Source organism: Oscillatoria nigro-viridis PCC 7112 (assembly GCF_000317475.1).
Classification (GTDB): Bacteria; Cyanobacteriota; Cyanobacteriia; order Cyanobacteriales; family Microcoleaceae; genus Microcoleus; species Microcoleus nigroviridis.
The window spans coordinates 54288-73837 of record NC_019730.1 but is presented as its reverse complement, the minus strand read 5'-3'; the positions used below and the strand labels follow the sequence as shown (position 1 = coordinate 73837).

Annotated in this window: 9 protein-coding genes; all 9 read right to left on the bottom strand. The window is 43.5% G+C overall.

Annotation, left to right across the window (positions count from 1 at the left end):
• Nucleotides 1–38 precede the first annotated feature (38 nt).
• The 9 genes from OSC7112_RS41430 to OSC7112_RS32350 all read right to left on the bottom strand — a co-directional run bounded on the left by OSC7112_RS41430 (nucleotide 39) and on the right by OSC7112_RS32350 (nucleotide 19547).
• A complete protein-coding gene (locus tag OSC7112_RS41430; protein WP_223300942.1) occupies nucleotides 39–1154 on the bottom strand; it encodes a polymorphic toxin-type HINT domain-containing protein in 1116 nt (371 codons plus the stop codon).
• Between the two features lie 230 nt (nucleotides 1155–1384).
• Nucleotides 1385–1909, bottom strand: coding sequence for a hypothetical protein (locus tag OSC7112_RS32385; protein ID WP_015179656.1), 525 nt, complete (start codon nucleotides 1907–1909; stop codon nucleotides 1385–1387).
• Between the two features lie 8 nt (nucleotides 1910–1917).
• Nucleotides 1918–5298 carry a polymorphic toxin-type HINT domain-containing protein gene (locus tag OSC7112_RS34950; protein ID WP_479687540.1) on the bottom strand — a complete coding sequence of 1127 codons (3381 nt, stop codon included), beginning with the start codon at nucleotides 5296–5298 and terminating at the stop codon, nucleotides 1918–1920.
• Nucleotides 5299–5693: 395 nt separating this feature from the next.
• Nucleotides 5694–6161 carry a hypothetical protein gene (locus tag OSC7112_RS32375; protein WP_015179655.1) on the bottom strand — a complete coding sequence of 156 codons (468 nt, stop codon included), beginning with the start codon at nucleotides 6159–6161 and terminating at the stop codon, nucleotides 5694–5696.
• Nucleotides 6162–6443: 282 nt separating this feature from the next.
• Entirely contained in the window at nucleotides 6444–6698 is a 255-nt protein-coding gene (locus tag OSC7112_RS32370; RefSeq protein WP_015179654.1) for a hypothetical protein, read from the bottom strand.
• A gap of 16 nt (nucleotides 6699–6714) precedes the next feature.
• Nucleotides 6715–13806: a putative Ig domain-containing protein gene (locus OSC7112_RS32365; protein WP_479687539.1), complete on the bottom strand. Its 7092-nt coding sequence runs from the start codon at nucleotides 13804–13806 to the stop codon at nucleotides 6715–6717.
• 221 nt (nucleotides 13807–14027) lie between these two features.
• Entirely contained in the window at nucleotides 14028–14423 is a 396-nt protein-coding gene (locus tag OSC7112_RS32360; protein WP_015179652.1) for an Imm10 family immunity protein, read from the bottom strand.
• 140 nt (nucleotides 14424–14563) lie between these two features.
• Nucleotides 14564–18421 carry an RHS repeat-associated core domain-containing protein gene (locus tag OSC7112_RS32355; protein WP_015179651.1) on the bottom strand — a complete coding sequence of 1286 codons (3858 nt, stop codon included), beginning with the start codon at nucleotides 18419–18421 and terminating at the stop codon, nucleotides 14564–14566.
• Nucleotides 18422–18480: 59 nt separating this feature from the next.
• Nucleotides 18481–19547, bottom strand: a protein-coding gene (locus OSC7112_RS32350; protein WP_150111564.1) for an ISKra4-like element ISOni2 family transposase whose coding sequence is annotated in 2 segments (ribosomal slippage) — nucleotides 18481–19379 and nucleotides 19379–19547 — 1068 coding nt in all. Because the reading frame shifts where the segments join, the coding sequence is not laid out codon by codon here.
• Between the last annotated feature and the right edge of the window lie 3 nt (nucleotides 19548–19550).

Below are 19550 nucleotides of genomic sequence, written 5' to 3'. Positions count from 1 at the left end.
CCTCATCTTTATTTGACGATTTTACTAGCTTTTTCATTTTAACTCTTTTTTGACACATTCGCAAAAGTGAGATGCACCCCACTGACGCGAACTCTGAGATGTTGTCCCTGAATTTTAACTCTATCCTCAAAATTTTGCATTGTTGTTTGGGGGTTTCCTGAGCTTCTTGTTCCTTTTTTCACAATTTTCTCGGCAACTTTTTCAAGTTCAGCTCTCGTAGTCCCTGGCGGAAATAGGTCTCCAGGTCCTTTTGCAGAAGTCCCTGTGATATGGCGCTCGTCGATATGTTGCCAGCCTTTCTTTGAATTCCCATCTAACATGATAGGTTTCCCTCTCCAAGGAGGAGGAGGAGTGTAATTCGCATTATGAACCAGCACCCCCAACTCCGAGACGAAGTAAGTCGGAATACCCTCAACCTTAAAATTATAAACCGGAAACTTACCTTCTCGCTTCTCAATTTTATCGACATCAACAACCCGACCATCCCCAGTCTGCAACAAACTCCCAACAACTAAATCCTTCGCCTCAACCCACCCCTTATCCGTTACCCAGAAAGGATGCTCCCCAGTAGTAGAAATCACCTCCCCGTCTACATACAAATCAACCAGCGCATCAGTTTCCCGTACAAACGTATCCAAAACCTGCTTTGCTTCAATCCCCCCAGGAGTAGTCGGGTCATCAGCAATCACCCAATCGCCAACAACAATATCCTCAATATTCTTAATCCCATCAACCGTCAAAATCTCCGTACCAGCAACAAAACAATTCCCCGCTTTTGTGATTGTTTTTTGAGTATCTCCCAGGACATCATTAACACCCTGAATACCATTTTTAGGTAAATTACTAGCACCCAATAAACCCTTAATACCCTTAATCGCCGCCAGACCAAAAGGCACATAAGCCAGCAGATTCCAAGTATCCTGAATTTCAAACTTACCATTATTTTGCCAACTCTGATTCAGATTATTAGTAGCAATCGCCGCTCCATAACCATCGAATGCCGTATCTACCGCACCTAGCCCAACACCTACCCACTTCAAAGGCCCCATCGCAGTAGTAGCCCAAGTAGCAGCCTTCATCCCAGTTAGAAAAGAAACCCCAATCCCAGCCACACTCCCAGCATTGTAGAGCATCGCATGATTACGGATCGGCAATAAACTTGGTTTGTTACCTCGCGCAATTTTAACCGAATCACATTTAACTCACACCCGAACGTCAATTTTTAGGAATCTCCAACTGGGTGATGCTGAGCGATACAGGTTATTGAGTATTATTGTCTCGGACGATAGACTTCGATCCACTCTTGCAGTGTATGCTGCCCCTTGGGGGGTGTGGAATGTGGGATATAACAATCCGTAGCATCTATGATACGCTTCTCTTCGATCTACTTTTTTGCTCCAGAATTTTTACACCAGATAGCAAATAATTCACTACTTGCTAATTTGGGGCAAACTATTTTAACCGCTTCGACAAAAGAATCTCTGAGATTGTATAGCTGCATTAAAATATCAGATTCTCTCACAAAACAAGCTGAGGGATTAGGTTCCCAAAAAGTGCCACTGTAGCAACTGATTTTAATGCATGTGTCAGCTTCTTCAAAATTTAATTGGCGTTCAACACCTTGCTCATAAAAATCTAATTGAAAAGGATAATTAGCGCAAGCAATTGAGTGCAAAATTTGAGGTATTTGTTCAAGAATTGTTGATAAATCGGTTCTGACATCTACAGGCCACCGTTCTTGTCCAAATCCACTAACTTGGAATTGAAAAATATTTGTTTCTTCAAGCACATCACACAAATCCATGATTGCCGAAACAACATTATCATACTGGTAGTCATAATCAGGCTCTCGATCTAATTGAGGAAAATGGACTAAATTTCCAATAATTTGTAAGCGCAAGGTAAGCATAATTTTTCCTAAGGACCTAGTGTGGGAAAAGCAGTTTTATAAACACCACCAGGTTGTAGATATAGCTCAGCCCAAGTAGCGGGAACTATAGAACCATCGGGCATAATAACCTGCCCGATTCCTTCTGGAATTGGGGTAGCTACTGAACCGTCTATCTGACCATACATTGTTTTTAAGAATTCAGCAGCGGCTTCATTATCTGTCCATTGTCCTTGTCCTTGCTCCTTACCAGCAGCTCTACCTCGCAAATTTTTAGTATTTTTAGTAGCAGCACCATGTCTTTCAAAAGTGTGACCCCAAGTAGGTTTGCTTTTAATAGACCAATTAATGTTGTTAGAATCATAATTTGCATTATGAACCAGAATCCCCAAATCCGAAACAAAGTAAGTCGGAATCCCCTCAACCTTAAAATTATAAACCGGAAACTTACCTTCCCGCTTCTCAATTTTATCGACATCAACAATCCTACCATCCCCAGTCTGCAACAGCGACCCAACAACTAAATCCTTCGCCTCAACCCACCCCTTATCCGCTACCCAGAAAGGATGCTCCCCAGTAGTCGAAATCACCTCCCCATCCACATAAAGGTCAACCAGCGCATCAGTTTCCCGTACAAAAGTCTCCAAAACCTGCTTTGCTTCAATCCCTCCAGGAGTAGTAGGGTCATCAGCAATCACCCAATCCCCAACTTGAATATCCTCAATATTCTTAATCCCATCAACAGTCAAAACCTCCGTACCAGCAACAAAACAATTCCCCGCCTTCGTTAGTGCATCTGCATTTTGCAGAGCTCTATTAGCACCCAAGAAACCCTTAACACCACCCAGCACCACCCCAGCAAAAGGCACGTAAGCCAGCAGATTCCAAGCATCCTCAACCTCAAACTTCCCGTTATCTTGATAACTCTGATAAAGATTATTAGTAGCCCCCACCGCCCCATAAACATCCAATCCCGTATTCACAGCAGCAACCCACTTCAAAGGCCCCATCCCAGTAGTAGCCCAAGTCGCCGCCTTCATCCCAGTGATAAAAGACACCCCAATCCCAGTCACATTCCCAGCATTGTAGAGCATCGCATGATTCGGTTCAATCTTATTCCCAGTAGAGTATTCATAAACATCAGTTAGAAAACCACCAGACACACCCGACGCAAAACCAGCACCCCACTCTCCAAACATTCCCCGAATTTCCTCAACGCTAGCCCCGCCAGCAGCCGCACCAGCGATATAACCCGTACCAAAACTAACACCACCAATCGCAGCTAGTGAAGATATTGTATTCAGCGTGGCCATCATATCGCCCATCGTGAAATAGCCGCTGGGGTCAGTATTGCTAACCGGATTAGCATGAGCGTATTGATAATCGTGCTGACTCATCGGGTCATCCAAATACCCAGGAAAAGCATCCTTAGAAATAAACCTTCCCAAACTAGAGTCATAATACCTTGCTCGTAAATAATCCAATCCAGTAGCGCTATCCCGCTGTTCCCCCGCAAACCCAAAAGAATTACCAAAAGTCCCCGTTTGCTCTAACAATCCTCCAAAAGCATCGTAAGTATAGCGGTCAGTTACCAAACCAACATTATCCGTAATCGCCCGAGTCGAACCCAATCCATCAGTATGAACAAATCCTTCTCTACCATCGTGACGCGACCTGACCAATCCCACACCCTGAGTATAATCAGCCTTAACCGCTCCACTAGCATCGTACTCCATCAACACTTCAGGTAAACCCCAAATCGGAGCCGTCAAATAATTCGTCCTTACCCCATCATTAATAGCTGCAACGCGGCTACCAAAAGCATCGTAAACAAACTGGGATTGAGACGTACCGTTATTCACCCCAACCAAGCGATTTTCACCATCATTAATCCAGTCATAAGTAACAGTCTCAGTACCCGACGACCGAGTTTTGAGAGAACCATTATTATCGTAAGTAAAGTTGGTCAGATTGCTACCTTCCGCCGTCCGATTGAGGCGATTGTTGTTATCGTAACTATAGGTAGTTGACCCTGACAAAGTATCAGTTTTGGTTAAGCGATTCCCCACCAAGTCATAGCCATAGCCAAGAGTTCGATTTCCGACAGCAGCATCAGCAATCTTTTCCTCCGTCAATCGATTGAGTGCATCGTAGCTGTAATCGACAGTGCGACCGTTATATTCTTGAACCTGCTTGCGATTGCCAACAGCATCAAGGGTGTAATTAAAACCGGAGAAAACAGTACCAGTGACATTTTTAGTAGTTAACTCAGTTAAACGGTCGCGCGTATCGTATTTGCGCGTTTCTACCGAACTGTCCGCAAATTTAGTTTGAATTAAATTACCAACTTTATCGTAATCGTAATCAGCCAGAGTGCGATTTCCCTCCTTGACTGTATCCAAACGATTCAGCTTGTCGTAACCGTAAGAAGTCGTTCCCGCCCCAGTCGTCAGGGAAGTAATATTGTTTAACAGGTCGTAGCCGTAACCGACAGTTTTCAAATCCGGCGTGGTAGTTGTTTGTAACCTGTCGCGAGTATCGTAAGCGTATTGCGTTACGCCGCGTCCGTCTGTCACAGTCCGCAATTGCGATGTAACGGGGTCGTAAGTATAGGAAACGGGCGAGATTCTGGGGTCTGTGAATGTTTTTTGGTTTAAACGTCCGAGGGTGTCGTAGGTATAGTTAATCGTGTCCCCGTTAAAATCAGTTTCGCTAACAATTTGCCCAAATTTATCGTAGACTGTTTGATTCCGCTGTCCCATTGGGAGAATGGTTGCTGTGGGGCGGAAAAATGCGTCGTATTCAAACTTGGTGACGTTTTGGTTGGCATCTTTAATCTCGGTTAATCGGGCCAAATTGTCGTAAGTGTATTTTGTTTTGGCTTGATTTGCTTGTTCGATTTCGATTAACTGACTGAGATTGTCGTAAGCGTATTTGGTAGTGTGTAAATTCTCATCGGTGACGCTGGTGATGCGACCGAACTGGTCGTAACCCGTCAATATTTTATCGCCATCATGGAAAGTTGTTTCAACTTTCTGCCCGTATTCATCGTATTTATAACGAATGCTACGACCGAGTGCATCGGTAACTCGAACTAAATTGCGACGCTTGTCGTATTCAAACTCCGTGCGTTCGTTTAGGGCGTTAATAACCGCTTTGATTTGGCTGTAAGCATCGTATTCGTAGGTGGTGGTTTGATTGAGTTCGTTGGTTTCGGTTTTAACTCTTCCTTGTGAGTCGTAGGTCAGCGATAAGCGAGAGTTATCGAAGAAAATTGTTTCTTGAATTCGGGCTTTGTCATCGTAAACATAGCGGGTTGTACGATTTTTGAAGTCTGTAACTGACTCAACTTGTCCGCCTGGGTTGTAGGTGTAGGTGGTGTCATTACCAAGAACATCTTTTGAACGAATTAATTGACCGATGTCGTTGTAGAAATACGCTTCTTGATTGGCATAAATATCTGTTTGAGATTTGATGCGACTGGCGGCTGAATATTCGGTTTTGACTCTCTTGTTGTCATCCCAATTGAGGGGCGTAGAATCCGGTAGAATTGTTTCTGCTAAACGGCCTAACTCATCGTAGGTATAACGAGTTTCTAATCCAGTAGTCGAGACTTCTGCAATTAGATTATTGGCAGAGTCGTATTTTTTGATGACTTTCGGATTATAGTAACAAACGGCATCCTCATGCTAGCTGATTATACGCTTTTAGGGAGTGTAAAAATAAAAATCATAGCATTTTATCTTCTGAATATTGTCATTTTTAAAAACACTATACTTCAAGTAACACAAGGCATTTTTTGCTCCTAAATACTCAGCAATTTATACCAGGAATAGAACTCATTTATGAATTCATAAATTTTCATACGTGTGTTTAGATCGGGGTCTCTAACAAATGCTTGTTCGAGTTGTTCTTCTGGAAGTTGAACATGAAGTTCTGATTGAATGGCTTCAATAAATCTTGTCGTATTAAATCCCGCCTCTCCACACAAATTCCAAAATGAAAGTAAATCTAGATCCTCAAAAGAAACTTCGGCTCGAATAAATTCACTTTCAATATTTCCAAGTATAGCAATTGCACGACGAATAGCAAGTGCTACCTCTTGTTGTTTACTGCAAGGTTTTTGAAAGCAAATTGTAATAAAATCTGATTCTGATTGAGAAGGATTCCTCTGTAAGAAAACTCTGCGATCTTCTTCAAAATGCTGATTGGTCATAACCCCTAAAAGTTGCTTCACACTTTGATGTTGATTTTTGATGAATTGAAATACCATTTTAATTCTTTGAACCTTCTACTAAATTACGTACTCCAACAGCAGCAAAATAACCTAGATTGAAGCCTGTAATGTATACCGATGCTAACTCAATTCCTCCAGGAACAGAGGGGGTAACACCGAGTATAGATTGTTGAAGCCACCTATAAATAATTAAAGCATTACCACTACTATATCTTGATAGGGAAGCTACTGAAACTTCATCTCAAAAATGAGCATAATTCCATTTTTTTTAACCAAATATTTACTATTGAGCCATTAACCTAAGTGATTCAAAGGTTATCATTTGGATTGATATCTTTTTAGCAAATTGATCGCATCTTCAATAGTGTAAACGTTTAGCCACTCATCATCAGGGACATCAATTTTTAGTTTTTCTTGAAGTGGTATGGCAAACTCAAAACTCAGGACATCTGAGTCGATTTTTAAGTCTTTAACTAAGCGATGTCTCAAACACAATTGTCGTTGCGAACCTACAATATCCTTAAGTAATTCACAAACTGATCTTTCAATGTCTTGGCTTTCATGTGATTGCATAATATCTCCTTCTTTATCAGCTTGTTTCTATCAAATATTTTATCAACAAAGCAGTATCTGCAATTGCTAACCCTGTTCTTAAAATAGAACTAGCTCTACCTATTGTTCTGAGTATTTTATTGCTGCCAAAAATACGAACAGGGCTGCGGTTCCACTGTGCGTTGTCAAAAAACATGAACGACAGAGCGCTAAGAGGGGCAGTGTATTTACTTGAATTGCCAACTATGGGAACTCTACGCGGTCCTCGATACCAGGATGGCATTGTTTGCAGTATCTTTCCTAAGAGTTTTTTAGGAATTGGTAAAGTTCCTCCATAAACAAGAAATCGGATTACATAGTCATGAGGTGCGAAATTTTCAAAAAAGTCTACAACCCGTTCATTAAAATTTGCCCCCCCTGGAAAAGTTAATATGTAGTAATCATCCAGCGGAAAGCTATCGTTATTTTCTATTGTAGCTCCGATTAGATAACTACCACTTTCCCACTGTATGCCCGCTAAAGTGTTAGCAATATCGGCTGCCGCTTGAGCCTCACCCGCACTAAACAAACCAGTAGGATCGGTATACGTGACTGGATTAGCATTACCATAAAGATACTTATGCAGCGACATCGGATCTTCAAAGCTGCCCTCATAAGTATCCCTCCGAGTAAATCGCCCAGTATCAGTATCATAATACCGCTGCCTCAGATAATAATCCCCCAAACTAGGATCGAACTGTTCCCCAGCAAACAGATAATCATTAGCAGTACCGCCCGCAGACGCAATGAGATTCCCAAACGCATCATAGGTATAAGTATCAGTCATCGCACCCGACGCATTAGCCAACCCCCTCGTACTGCCCAACCCATCAACTAAATAATACGAATCAACATTCCCCCTCTCTTGAGAAATCAAATCCAACCCATACACATAACTAGCACTCAAAACATCATTAACCCTTTTCTCCAAAACCTGAGCATAATCCCGATTCTTATCAACCAAATACTCAGGAGTCACCCCATTAACAGTCTTACTAACCCTCACTCCATCCGCATCGTAAGCATAGCTAATATTCTCACCCGTCGGAGTTTGAACGCCAACCAAACGTTTTTCTTGATTCCAAGTATAAACCGTCTCTTGAGTACCGTTCTCAATCTTGCGAGTAGTATTCCCATTCGCATCGTAACGATACTCAGTCGTCTTAACCAGCCCCCCATTCTGCCGCAATTCCTCCTTCAACAACCTATCATTATCGTCATCAACATAACTCGTCACCCCACCAACAGAATCAGTCTTCGTCAACCGATTCCCTACAGCATCGTAACCGTAACTAATCGTGCGAGATCCATTCACAGTATCGGTAATCGTTTCCTTTGTCAGCCGATACAAATCGTCGTATTCGTACTCAACCTTGCGCCCGTTTTGTTCGGTAACAACTCGCCGATGCCCGACAGGATCTAAGGTGTAATCAAAACTTTGAAGCGTCGCATTATTTCTTTGATAAGTCAACAACTTCAACCGATTCAACTCATCATAAGTCCGAGTTTCCACAACCTCATTCGGTAACTCAGTTCGTTCTAAATTCCCCTCAGCATCGTAGAAATAACTCGTCACCGCCAAATCCGGGTCAATCACTTTCTCCAAGCGATTTTGCTCGTCATATTCGTACTGACTCAACCCAACAGGAGTCCTTACAGAGGTCCGATTTCCCGCCGCATCGTACTCGTACTCAATCGTCGCCCCGCTTGCCAAATACGGCCCATCCGGGTCAATTCTCGACACCAACCTTCCTAATTCATCGTAATTAAAAACAGTCGTTTCCTGCCCTTTAACAACAGTCTTAATCTGCCCGCTACTCGTGTAGGTAAACGTAACGGGAGATTCCCCAATAACAGAAAACTGCTTAGAAGTCAAGCGATTCTCAGCATCGTAACCGTAGGTAACAGTATTGCCGTTAAAATCTGTCACCGTCTTAACATTTCCTACCTCATCGTAAGTAGTAACCGACCTTTGAGTTAGCGGCAACTCAACAGCAACACGACGACCGTTTTTATCGTACTCAAACTCAGTGCGATTATCCTTCGCATCCTCCTGCCAAATTAACCGTCCAGCTTCATCGTAACCGTACTCGGTTCTGAGATTAATTGGATTAGTTCCAGCTTGATTCAAAGTCTGCACGACAGCAGTCAATCTACCCAAAGCATCGTACTCGTACTTGACTGTTTTACCCGCAGCATCAGTAGCAGAAATGCGCCGTCCCAAAGAGTCGTATTCAGTCTTGGAAGTCGGATTATCTAATAGATTGTTGGGAGTAGCATCGGGATAAATAGTCTTCACCAACCGTCCCAAATTATCGTACTCGTAGCGAGTTATTCTGCCCTTAGCATCAATGGTAGCAACAGTCCGTCCCGCGTAGTCGTATTCTGTTTTAGTCCGAGGATTATCAGTCAGATTGTTCGGCGTATCGTCGGGATAAATTACCTCTACCAACCGCCCGTTATTATCGTAGCGGTATTCGGTACGATTTCCCCGTTCGTCAATCTCAGCTTTGACATCGCCGTTTTTGTAATACTCAGTCTTGCTGCGAGGATTGTCAGACAAGAAAGCAGGCGCAATGTCGGGATAAATTACCTGAGTCCAATCAATTGTAGCAGGAGTTTGACCGGGCGCGAGAACGCTGACTAATTGCGCTAGTGTATCGATTTTATCCTGGTAAATCGTTTCAACTAACCGCTCAGCATCGTCGTAATTGTAATGAGTTGCATGCTTATCTGAATCAATAGTAGCACGCAAACGCCCGCCCTTATCGTAAATGTTAATTGTCCTGGGATTGTCAGCGGGATTACCGAGAGTATTGTCGGGATAAATCGTTTCGACTAGCTGACATGAACTATCGTAGCGGTATTCGGTTTTATTGTTGCGGGCATCGATGACAGCAATTTGATTGCCGTTAGCATCGTATTTGTACTCAGTTACCTTATTTTCAGCATCAGTAACTTTCGTAACTTTACCGTTACTGTCGTAATCAGATTTAGTAACTAAAGTTTGCACACCCGAAGGAGTAGTTACAGTGCGAGTTTCAGTTTTGCGGTTGCCGCTGCTGTCGTAAGTGTAAGTTGTTGTATTCCCGATCGCATCCTTCACTGACAGTACGTTACCCGCAGCATCGTAGGTAAAGCTAGTAACTTTATTAGTCGCATCTGTAAGGGTGAGAAGATTTCCCCTCATATCGTAGCTGAACTTACTAACATTCCCCGCCGCATCTTTAGTCGTCAGCAAATTGCCACTCGGAGAATAAGTATAACTCGCAGCATTACCCAAAGCATCAGTCTCAGTCAAAACCTGCCCGCGACTGTTATAAGTCCACCGCGTAATATTCCCTAACGGGTCTTTTTCACTTAACTTATTCCCTTTCGCGTCGTAAGTCCACTCAGTCTTCGACCTCACCTCAACCGAAGTCCCAGCAGCATTTAACTCGCTAGTAATTACAGTCTCACTCAGAACGTTATTATCCGCATCGTAAGTCCTGTCAACCCTCTTCCCTAACGGGTCAATCTCAGTTAAAACATTCCCGCGACTGTCGTAAACGTAAGTAGTTTCCTTGCCAAAAACATCCTTAACCTTCTGAAGCGAATTATTCGGATCGTAAACCAACTCCACCGCCGAACCGTTCGCATCCACCATCTGTTTGAGGCGACCTTGTTCATCGTACTCAGTCTTAACTCCACTGCGTCCCAACGAATCAATAACCTCAGTCAAAAAGTGCGGTCTGTCCTCATCTCCATAAACAAACCGAGTAGTATTATTCTCCCTATCCTTAACAGCAACCAAATCCCCCTTAGCATCGTATTCGTACTTAACCTTCTTCCCATCCGGGTCAACAACACCGACAATCCTCCCAGCAGCATCCCTCTCAAAAGTCACCGACTTACCCGTACTGCTAGCAATCCCCGCATCGCTAAAAGTCAACTTATTCCCATTCGCATCAGTAGCAGTCAGCAAATCCCCAGATGCCGCATCAATCTCGTAAACAATACCCTCTTTAGTAGTCAACACATAAACCCTACCAAAAGCAGGATTTTCGGGATTGAAGGGCTGCCCGTTCACCCCGTAATACTCGCCGTACTCATTCCGTATCAAATTCGCGTCCTTAACCGTCAGAGTCATCGTCGAACCCTTTTGAGACTCAAAAGCCGGCTTGTACATCGCAGCCCCCGGCCCAGCAGCCCCTAAATACTGATTCAAATGACTCGGAGTCGGCTTAAAAGTAAAGGTTTCCCGCTTACCTCCGGGTAGGGTGATGAATACCTTAGTCTTGCTATCAAATGCTGCGGTATTGATGCCCAATTCTTCGTAAATCGGGTCAGCCTTCAAAGAAGTCTTCAAATCAGTATCCCGGAACTCCATCCGCCAGCCGTAGCCAAAATCATCGCCCTTATTCGCATTCAAAGAATCGTAAGTCCGAGTCACGTTAATCGGAATACCCGCCACTGGAACCGTCAAATCAGTAAACGACAACCGGAAATTCCCCAACTTCAAATCACCCGAAACATTCACCGTCCTTTCAGTAGTCGAACCGTTACCGTTGGTATCGAATGCAGTGAACTTGAGAACGTAAGCGCCGTTAGCCAAAACAGTCGGGTCAAAAGTCGCAATCGTTCCGTTGCTGACAGCAGTCGTTCCGCGATAAACCTCCTTAAATCCTCCGCCATCGCCCGGAATTTGCCCGCCACCGACTGGCGCTACTTCTAATGTATAGTAAGCTAAATTGCTGTCGCTAATCGTGCCAACTATATTGACAGGCGCGGTGATTTCTGCATCAGATTCTAAACTGATGTTGATAGTTGGCGCATTGACATCGCTAGTATCAATTGCAGCCACAGAAGCAGTCGCAGTTCCCACATTTCCAGCCGCATCTAGTGCCGTTGCAACTGCCGTAATACTGCCTAAATTATTTAACTTGACATTTGCCTGACCTTGTGCATCTAAAACAACAGGAGTGCCGTTAATAGTTAAGCCCAAAGATTCGACTTTTACGTTATCGACAGCATTCACAGTAAACGTGACATAATCCCCAACATCGACGGTATTGTTGCTAGCAATTAAACTCACTTTCGGCGCAACAGTATCGGCGACAACGCTTAAATTGTAAGAAACAGTAACGCTTTCCCCAAAAGTATCAGTCACCTTAACCTCAACCGGATGATTGCCGATATTAGCAGCAGTCGGCTTCCAACTAATGCGGCCGAATTCATCAACAGTCATGCCCGGAGGAGATTGAATTAAAGCAAAAGTCAACAAATCCCCATTCGCATCAGTAGCCTTCAAATCTAAGCGATAACTAGAACCGGGCGAAACAGATTGAATCGGAATAGTTGGAACAACCGCTGGTGAATTAGCCCTGGCAATTAACTCAAATCCTTGGGCCGCACCCGTACCCGAATTGTCAAGGGCCCCGACTACTATTTGATGGTTTCCAGCAGTCGGATTGTTCCAAGTAATCGCACCCGTAGCTGAATTAATAGTCATTCCCGGAGGAGATTGCAGTAACTGGTACTGCGAGATAGTACCGTCAGCATCAGTTGCTTGTACCTGATATGTATAAGGGCGTTCTGGCGATGCTGTAAATACAGGTGTGGAAGTAATTGCTGGGGGAAGGTTGATAGCAGTAGTTCCCGCAGTGACAGTGAAAGTTTGAGTAGCAATTGCCCCCTGCTTATCAGTCACGGCAACTTCTACAGAATGCTGTCCGATTTGATTGGCATTGGGAGTCCATTGAATCTTGCCGTTGCTGTCAATTGCCATCCCTACTGGATACTTATTCAAACTGAAAGTCAGCGGGTCATTTTCGGTATCAGTCGCGACAACTGTATAAGCGTAAACTTGATTTACTGCCGCCTTTGATGGAGGAGTTGAAACCACAGCCGGAGGCGTATTTATTCCCCTGACGGTCAGACTGAATTCTTGGACGGCATAACCGCCGTTACCGTCAATTGTCCTTACAGAAACAGTATGTTCGCCTACTTGTTCCGCGTTAGGCTGCCAGCGTAAAGCCCCCGATTGCGCGTCAACAACCATCCCTGAAGGCGCTTTGTCCAAACTCCACAGCAACCTGTCTCCATCTGCATCGCTGCCTGTCAAATTGTATTGATAAAGCTTCGCTAGATTGGTAATTTGTTCTGCGGGAGTAGAATCGATACTGGGGGCGCGATTTGAAGCGACATTATCGGCAATTAGGTTAAACGTTTGAGTAGCTAAACCTCCCAACCCGTCGCTAACTCTGACGGTTATTGGATAGGTTCCTTGCTGCGAGACTCCGGGCGTCCAACTAATCAATCCTTCTTGGAATGTCATGCCGGCGGGCGTGGAAGCTGGCGTTGCGAATGCCATGCCGTTCGGAGGATTTAATAGAGTATATGTTAAGGGGTTGCCGTCTGGGTCTTTGGCTTCTACTTGATAGAAGTATGTCTTGCCCAAACGGGTGTTTGTGCGGGGAGTGGAGGTGATGGATGGCGGGCGATTGGGGGCGGCTGGGCTGACGGTTAATTCGATTCTTTGGAATGCTTCTCCGCCTTTGTTGTCTGTTGCTTTAATTAAGATTTCCCAAGGTTCGACTTCGCCGGCGTAAGCCCAATTGAATGCGCCTCCTTGCTGTGCGGTTGTGGGAGTCCAATTTACTACTCCGGTGGTGGGGTTGATTGTGGCGTTGGTGGGGGTAACTGGTTTGCTGGTATTGGGAATTATGGAGTAGGTAATTGTGTCTCCGTCTAAGTCTACGGCTTTGGCTTGATATTGGAATGGTTGGTTGACGGCGGGATTGATGTTTTGTGGTAATTGGGATGTGAAGACGGGGGCGTTGTTTCCGGGGGTAACTTCGATTTTGAAGGCTTGCAAGTCGGTGCCGCCTCTGCCGTCATTGACTCTGACGATGATATCGTGAATTCCGACGGAATTGAGTGGGGGACGCCAAGATATGGTACCGTTGGGGGCAACTGCCATTCCCTGGGGTGCGAGTACCAATTCAAAGGTTAAGTCGTCGTCGTTTAAGTCAGTTGCAGTTGTTCTGTAGACTAATCTTTCTCCTGCTTTGACTGTTGTTGGCGGGGTACTGGTAAATTCGGGGTCAATATTGGGACCTGCTAGTCGGGAATTAGTGGCGGCAAAATCTACTCCAAATTTCGTATTGTTGGCGGTGACTGTTACTTCTTGATAAATGGGATTGGTTGGAAAAGTTTGAGTCCATCCGGGTTGTAATTGCGAGACGATAAGCTCCTCATCCTGAATGATTTATTGGCAAAACAGAATTTCCCAGCACTTCGGTAATTTCTCATTTGCCAAGTCATTATTAGTCAATTATCTTCAACAATTAAATTCAACTTATCCTCATAACCGAGCATTATCTTCTTCTGCAAGGTGTTCTGTAACTTCTGAAATTCTGAATTATTTACAGAAAAAACAATTCTTGCCTCATCACAATCTTTATGAGCGTTGGGTCTTGAAGGATCAAAACGAACAATTAATTGATCGCGACTTAAAGTAACTTCTTTAATTCCTCCATATTCTCCCCAACACTCATCGTCTATCTCCCAATAAACACTCTCTACGTTGGGAAGAGCATCTTCTTTATGAAATTCATGTCTTTGCATAACAAAATAATATTCGTTATCCTCTCCTGATGAAAAACCAATATAAAATAACTCTTCTTGAATTGCTACACGTTTTGCACAAAGTTCAAACACCATCATAAACTTACTCTACTTGTTTTTATGAGCTTTTTAACACAGAATAATTGTATCACTCTTTAGCACTCTGTTGCAAGCAATTTTTCGATTATCACTCTCCAAAGTAACATAAAGCTTATTGTTTGAATTTATGAGAGGAATATCTAGAGGCGAATACCATTTTTTATTGTGATAACTGCCGGAGTTTCTTCATTAGTCACAATAATTGTTAGTCCTGGATATTCCTTGCTAAATTGCTTAATTACACCTCCTACTGCTTCTGGATCTGAATCAATACCTAACCCAGCTATGCAGGTATTACATGGATAGGCTTCAATATGCATATAAACTGTTTTACCAGCTAAATCATTTTGACTCAAGTTACTAGACCTAATAGCTTCATGAATTTGAGTTACCAGGTCGCCTTCCGCATGGTTACTATTAATATCATTCGGCGACTTGAATCTAGTTTCTTCAAATGCCCCAATATTGACCCGAGCCTTTGGTGAACCACCTCCGAAAACACGGCTTTCAAAACCTGGTATATCACTTATAGCTACCCCGGCTGTTCCACCCATGACTTGTCGTTTACCTAACTTAGTAGTTGTCACCTTTCTAACCACTCTAAGCGTATTTTGTCGAAAGTCTTGAAGAGCAGAACTCAAGCTCCTACTAATTTCAAGATTACCAAGATTACTACCCAACCCCTTAATATTGACTTTGTACTTAATATTAAACCAAGTAAGAGCTGGTAAAAAAGGAAGAATATCCCACCAAGTAGCTTGACCTTTGGCAACATTAATTGTACTTTGAGCCATGCCAAGCCCAGTACCAAATAGATCGTAACCCAACGCAGCTCTCGGCAACCAACTCGCCGTACTGAATTCAGCAAATGTAGTACCACCAGCACCAATCCACATACTAGCAATCGCCCCACCAAGCCGACCCAAGTTAAAGAAAATTCCCTTGTGATTATTTGTAGCTGTTTCTCCGTATATTGATGTCCGAAGATGCGAACTAATTCCAAAGGTCAAAGCATCTGTTAAACCAGCAAAAAACTGATCGTACTTAGCAACAGCATCCCAAACGCTTCCTCCTCCAGCCACAGTCCCCACAGCACTTCCAGTCGTATAACTCAACCCAGCCAACACCGAATACCCAGCCAGAGTACCCAACAACTCTCCAATAGAGAAATACCCACTAGGGTCAGTATTCACCACCGGATTAGCATGAGCATACTGATAATCATGCAAACTCATCGGGTCACTTAAATTCCCCTCATAAGCATCAGCAGAAACAAACCTCCCCACCAACGGGTCATAATACCGCGCCCGCAAATAATCCAACCCAGTCTCAGAATCCCGCTGTTCCCCAGCAAACAAATAAGCATTATTAGAACCCCCAGTTGAGAAAATTAAATTGCCATAAGCATCATAAGCATAACTATCAGTAACCCCACCCAAACCATTCGTCAGCAACCGAGTCGAACCCAACCCATCAGCATGATAAAACGACGGCTGATTCCCCTGCAACTTCCCAATCAAATCGTACCCGTAGACGTAAGAACCCTTCGCATTCCCAAGAGCATCATACTCCTCAACAACCTGAGAATAAGGTTGCAACTCATCAATCAAATATCGAGTCTCCACCCCATCAACAACCTTACCAACTCGAATCCCCTGTGCATTGTATTTATACCCGATATTCCGAATAACACCACCCTCATTAACCGTCACCCCCACCAACCGATTCTCGCCATCATTCTCCCACCGATAAACAGTAGAATTGCTTCCAGTTACCTCAGAAACCAAATTCCCACTGTCATCGTAAGTGTAATCAGTTACCACTCCACTAGCAGTCAAGAAATCGAGCTGATTCAAATTGTTGTAAGTATAAGTCGTAACTCCACTCACAGAATCAGTCTTAGTCAACCGATTGCCAACAGCATCGTAAGTGTAACTGACAACCCGATTGTTTCCATTCGGATCGTTAGTAACCTTCTCCTCCAACAAGCGATGCAAATCGTCGTACTTGTACTCAACTTTCCGCCCGTTTTGTTCTACTACTTCCTTGCGATTGCCCGCACCATCGACCAGATAATCATAACTGGAAACAACCTGCAACTCCTGCTGAGTAACCGGGTCAATCTTGGCAGTTTTCACCACATCCAACCGTCCCAAAGCATCGTAAGTCCGAGTCTCAACTAAATTATTGGGATACAAAGTTTTCCACAGATTGCCATCCGGGTAATAGACATACGTTATCGTCCCCAAATCCGGCGTGCTAACAGTCTTTAAGCGACCTTCAGCATCGCCTTCCGTGTAGTAGGTGTAGTTGGTAGTGCGAGTCGGAGTTTTTACCTCGCTAACTTGCCCGCCTTCATACTTGTATTCAATCGAATTCCCGCTGGCAAGATAAGGACCAGTCGGGTCTTTTCGAGAAAGCAACTGCCCCAAACTGTCGTACTTGTAAACAGTCGAACCCCGGTTATCAGTAATAGTTTCCTCCAATTCGTTATTCGAGTAAGTAACGCTAACAGTCGCACCGCTGGCATTCTGATACTGCTTGCTAACAACTTGGTTGAGATCGTTATAAGTGTACGTAACTGCCTTATTATTGAAGTCAGTAATCGTAACAGTTTTCTGGGCATCATTGTAAACAATAGTCTCACGCTTGCTATCCGGTAGAATTACAGCCTTGCGACGACCTTTATCATCGTATTCGTAAGTCGTTACCTGACCCAAAGCATCCTTAACAGTTGCCAAATTGCCAGCAGCATTGTAAGTATACTCAGTCCGTTTTTGCGCGACATCGATAACAGCTTTCAGTTGTCCTTTTGCATCGTATTCAAACTTGGTAGTTTTGCCATTCGAGTCAGTTGTTGCAGTGACTTGACCTTTACTATCATAAGTAGTAGTCGTCGAAGTTCCTCCAGCAAAAACAGTTTCCGTTTTGCGATTGCCAACAGCATCGTAGGTATAAGTGATGTAGTTGTTAGCATCAAAACGAGTCAGGGTAACGCGGCCTGCTGCATCGTATCCGTACTCAGTACGGTTCCCCGAAACATCAATTTCGGCTTTGACTTGTCCGTTTTTATAGTATTCGGTTTTCGTCCGAGAATTGCTGGCTAAATAAGCAGGAGTAATGTCGGGATAAACGACAGTCGTCCAGTCAACAGATTGGGAAGTCAAACCGGGAGAAATAGCGTTGAGGAGTTGCTGGATTTGATTGGCTGTATCGTTGGGATAAATGGTTTCAATTAGCTGTCCCGCATCGTCGTATTTGTAGTGAGTAACTCGCCCATCGCGACCGATTGTTGCCCGTTGGTGGCCACCTTTATCGTAAACAGCAATCGTTCTGGGATTGTCGGAATTGCTGGTAGTATCGTCGGGATAGATGGTTTCGACTAATTTTCCTTGCCCATTGTAGCGGTATTCGGTACGGCGGTTGTTTTCGATGCTGGCACTTTGGTGGCCGGCTGAGTATTCGTAGGTTACAGTGCGACCGTCTTGAGTTGTAGACTTAATTTGTCCTTCGTTATTGTAAGTCCATTCTGTTATGAATTCTTTCAGTGCGGTGGGAGTTAATACTGTCATTACCTCCCGCTGCATATTGCCGTTGCTGTCGTAGATATAGTCAGCTTTGTTACCAGATGCGTCTTCTAAATGAGTTACATCGCCTGCTGCATTGTATTGGAAGTTGGTTGTGTTATTGGTGGCATCGGTGATGGTTAAAATGTTGCCTCTGGTGTCGTAGCCGTATTTGGTAACGCTGCCTCGGGCATCTTTAGTTGTCAGCAAATTCCCGCTAGGAGAATAGGTATAAGTCGCAGTATTCCCCAAAGCATCAGTTTCAGTCAAAACCCGTCCCCGACTGTTATAAGTCCACCGCGAAATGTTCCCTAACGGGTCTTTTTCAGTTAACTTATTCCCCTTCGCATCGTAAGTCCACTCAGTCTTTGACCTCACTTCTACCGGATTAAGTGCAGCATTTAACTCGGTAGTAATAACCGTCTCAGTCAAAACATTATTATCATCATCGTAAGTCCTGTCAATGGGTGCATCTCACTTTGGCAAATACATCAAATTGAAAGTTGACCGTTGAGATAAGCACAGCGAAGAGAAAGGATAGAGGGAACGCTCTCAATCTTCCATTGCGCTCCTGATATTTTTACCCTAAACCCAATTCGTTTAATGATTGATTCAACTGTTCCAGAACCTATCGAACTTATGGATTCTTCTTTATAGTATTGGTAGTTGACTATTCGGCAGCGATGAGTCTCTAAATAATTACAAAATGTTTTAAATGCTTGTTTTTTCATCTCTTTAAATAGATTGATAACTTCATCTATTTTACCTTGCCACAACATATTTTCTGCTAATTTCAAACGTTTTAGCGAACCTCCTACCTTGTAAAGATTTTCTTTCAGATGATACCAATCTAAGATTTCTTGTCTTTGTTCAGTATCTCCTATTTCTTGAAATATTTTCCAAATTCCCGCATGACCGTCTCCTAGGCAATACATAGGATGTCGCAATTTTTGGCTATTAGTCCAATCAATTAAATTTTGATTATTTTGAAAAGATGCTCCCGAATAAACATTATCTAAACAAATGGCTTTATAGTCTTTCCAGTAACAACCCTCGCCTTTGGTGTCGTTGCGTAGCCTGACTTTCCCGCCATCTAATGTAATTTCTTGAACTCCTTGTTTAGATGTAGGTAATTCAAATTCTTGTCGTTTGACTAATCTTTGTAATGTACTATGAGAGACTTTGATTCCGGTGAAAATCTCTAAATCTTTTTCTGCCATTTGATAAGATTCGTTGGCACTAATTAAAAGACAGCATTTTTCCATCATTGGACTGAATTGACTATACGCTTTCAATCCAAAATATTTCGCTTGATTGTCGGTAATTTCGAGCGAACCGACTATTGATTTTATTTTTCTGGGTTTTCCTGTTTGAATTCCTGATACTGCTGAAAAAAAAAGTTACCTAGTTCTGGTCCCACTTCTTCTAGCATTTTCTGACGGAGAGACTTTTCTATGCTATCAAAGCTTTCTAACTCGCTTGGAGCTGTATTTCTGTAAAGAATTTCTGCTGCCGCTTTTAAGTAGACTTTTAGCTGTTCTTGGTCTGAGGGTGTCATTTT

Coding starts and splice junctions, on each gene's coding strand:
- OSC7112_RS32360 (WP_015179652.1), bottom strand. CDS start 14,423: ATGATGGTGTTTGAACTTTGTGCAAAACGTGTAGCAATTCAAGAAGAG.
- OSC7112_RS32375 (WP_015179655.1), bottom strand. CDS start 6,161: ATGGTATTTCAATTCATCAAAAATCAACATCAAAGTGTGAAGCAACTT.
- OSC7112_RS32370 (WP_015179654.1), bottom strand. CDS start 6,698: ATGCAATCACATGAAAGCCAAGACATTGAAAGATCAGTTTGTGAATTA.
- OSC7112_RS32385 (WP_015179656.1), bottom strand. CDS start 1,909: ATGCTTACCTTGCGCTTACAAATTATTGGAAATTTAGTCCATTTTCCT.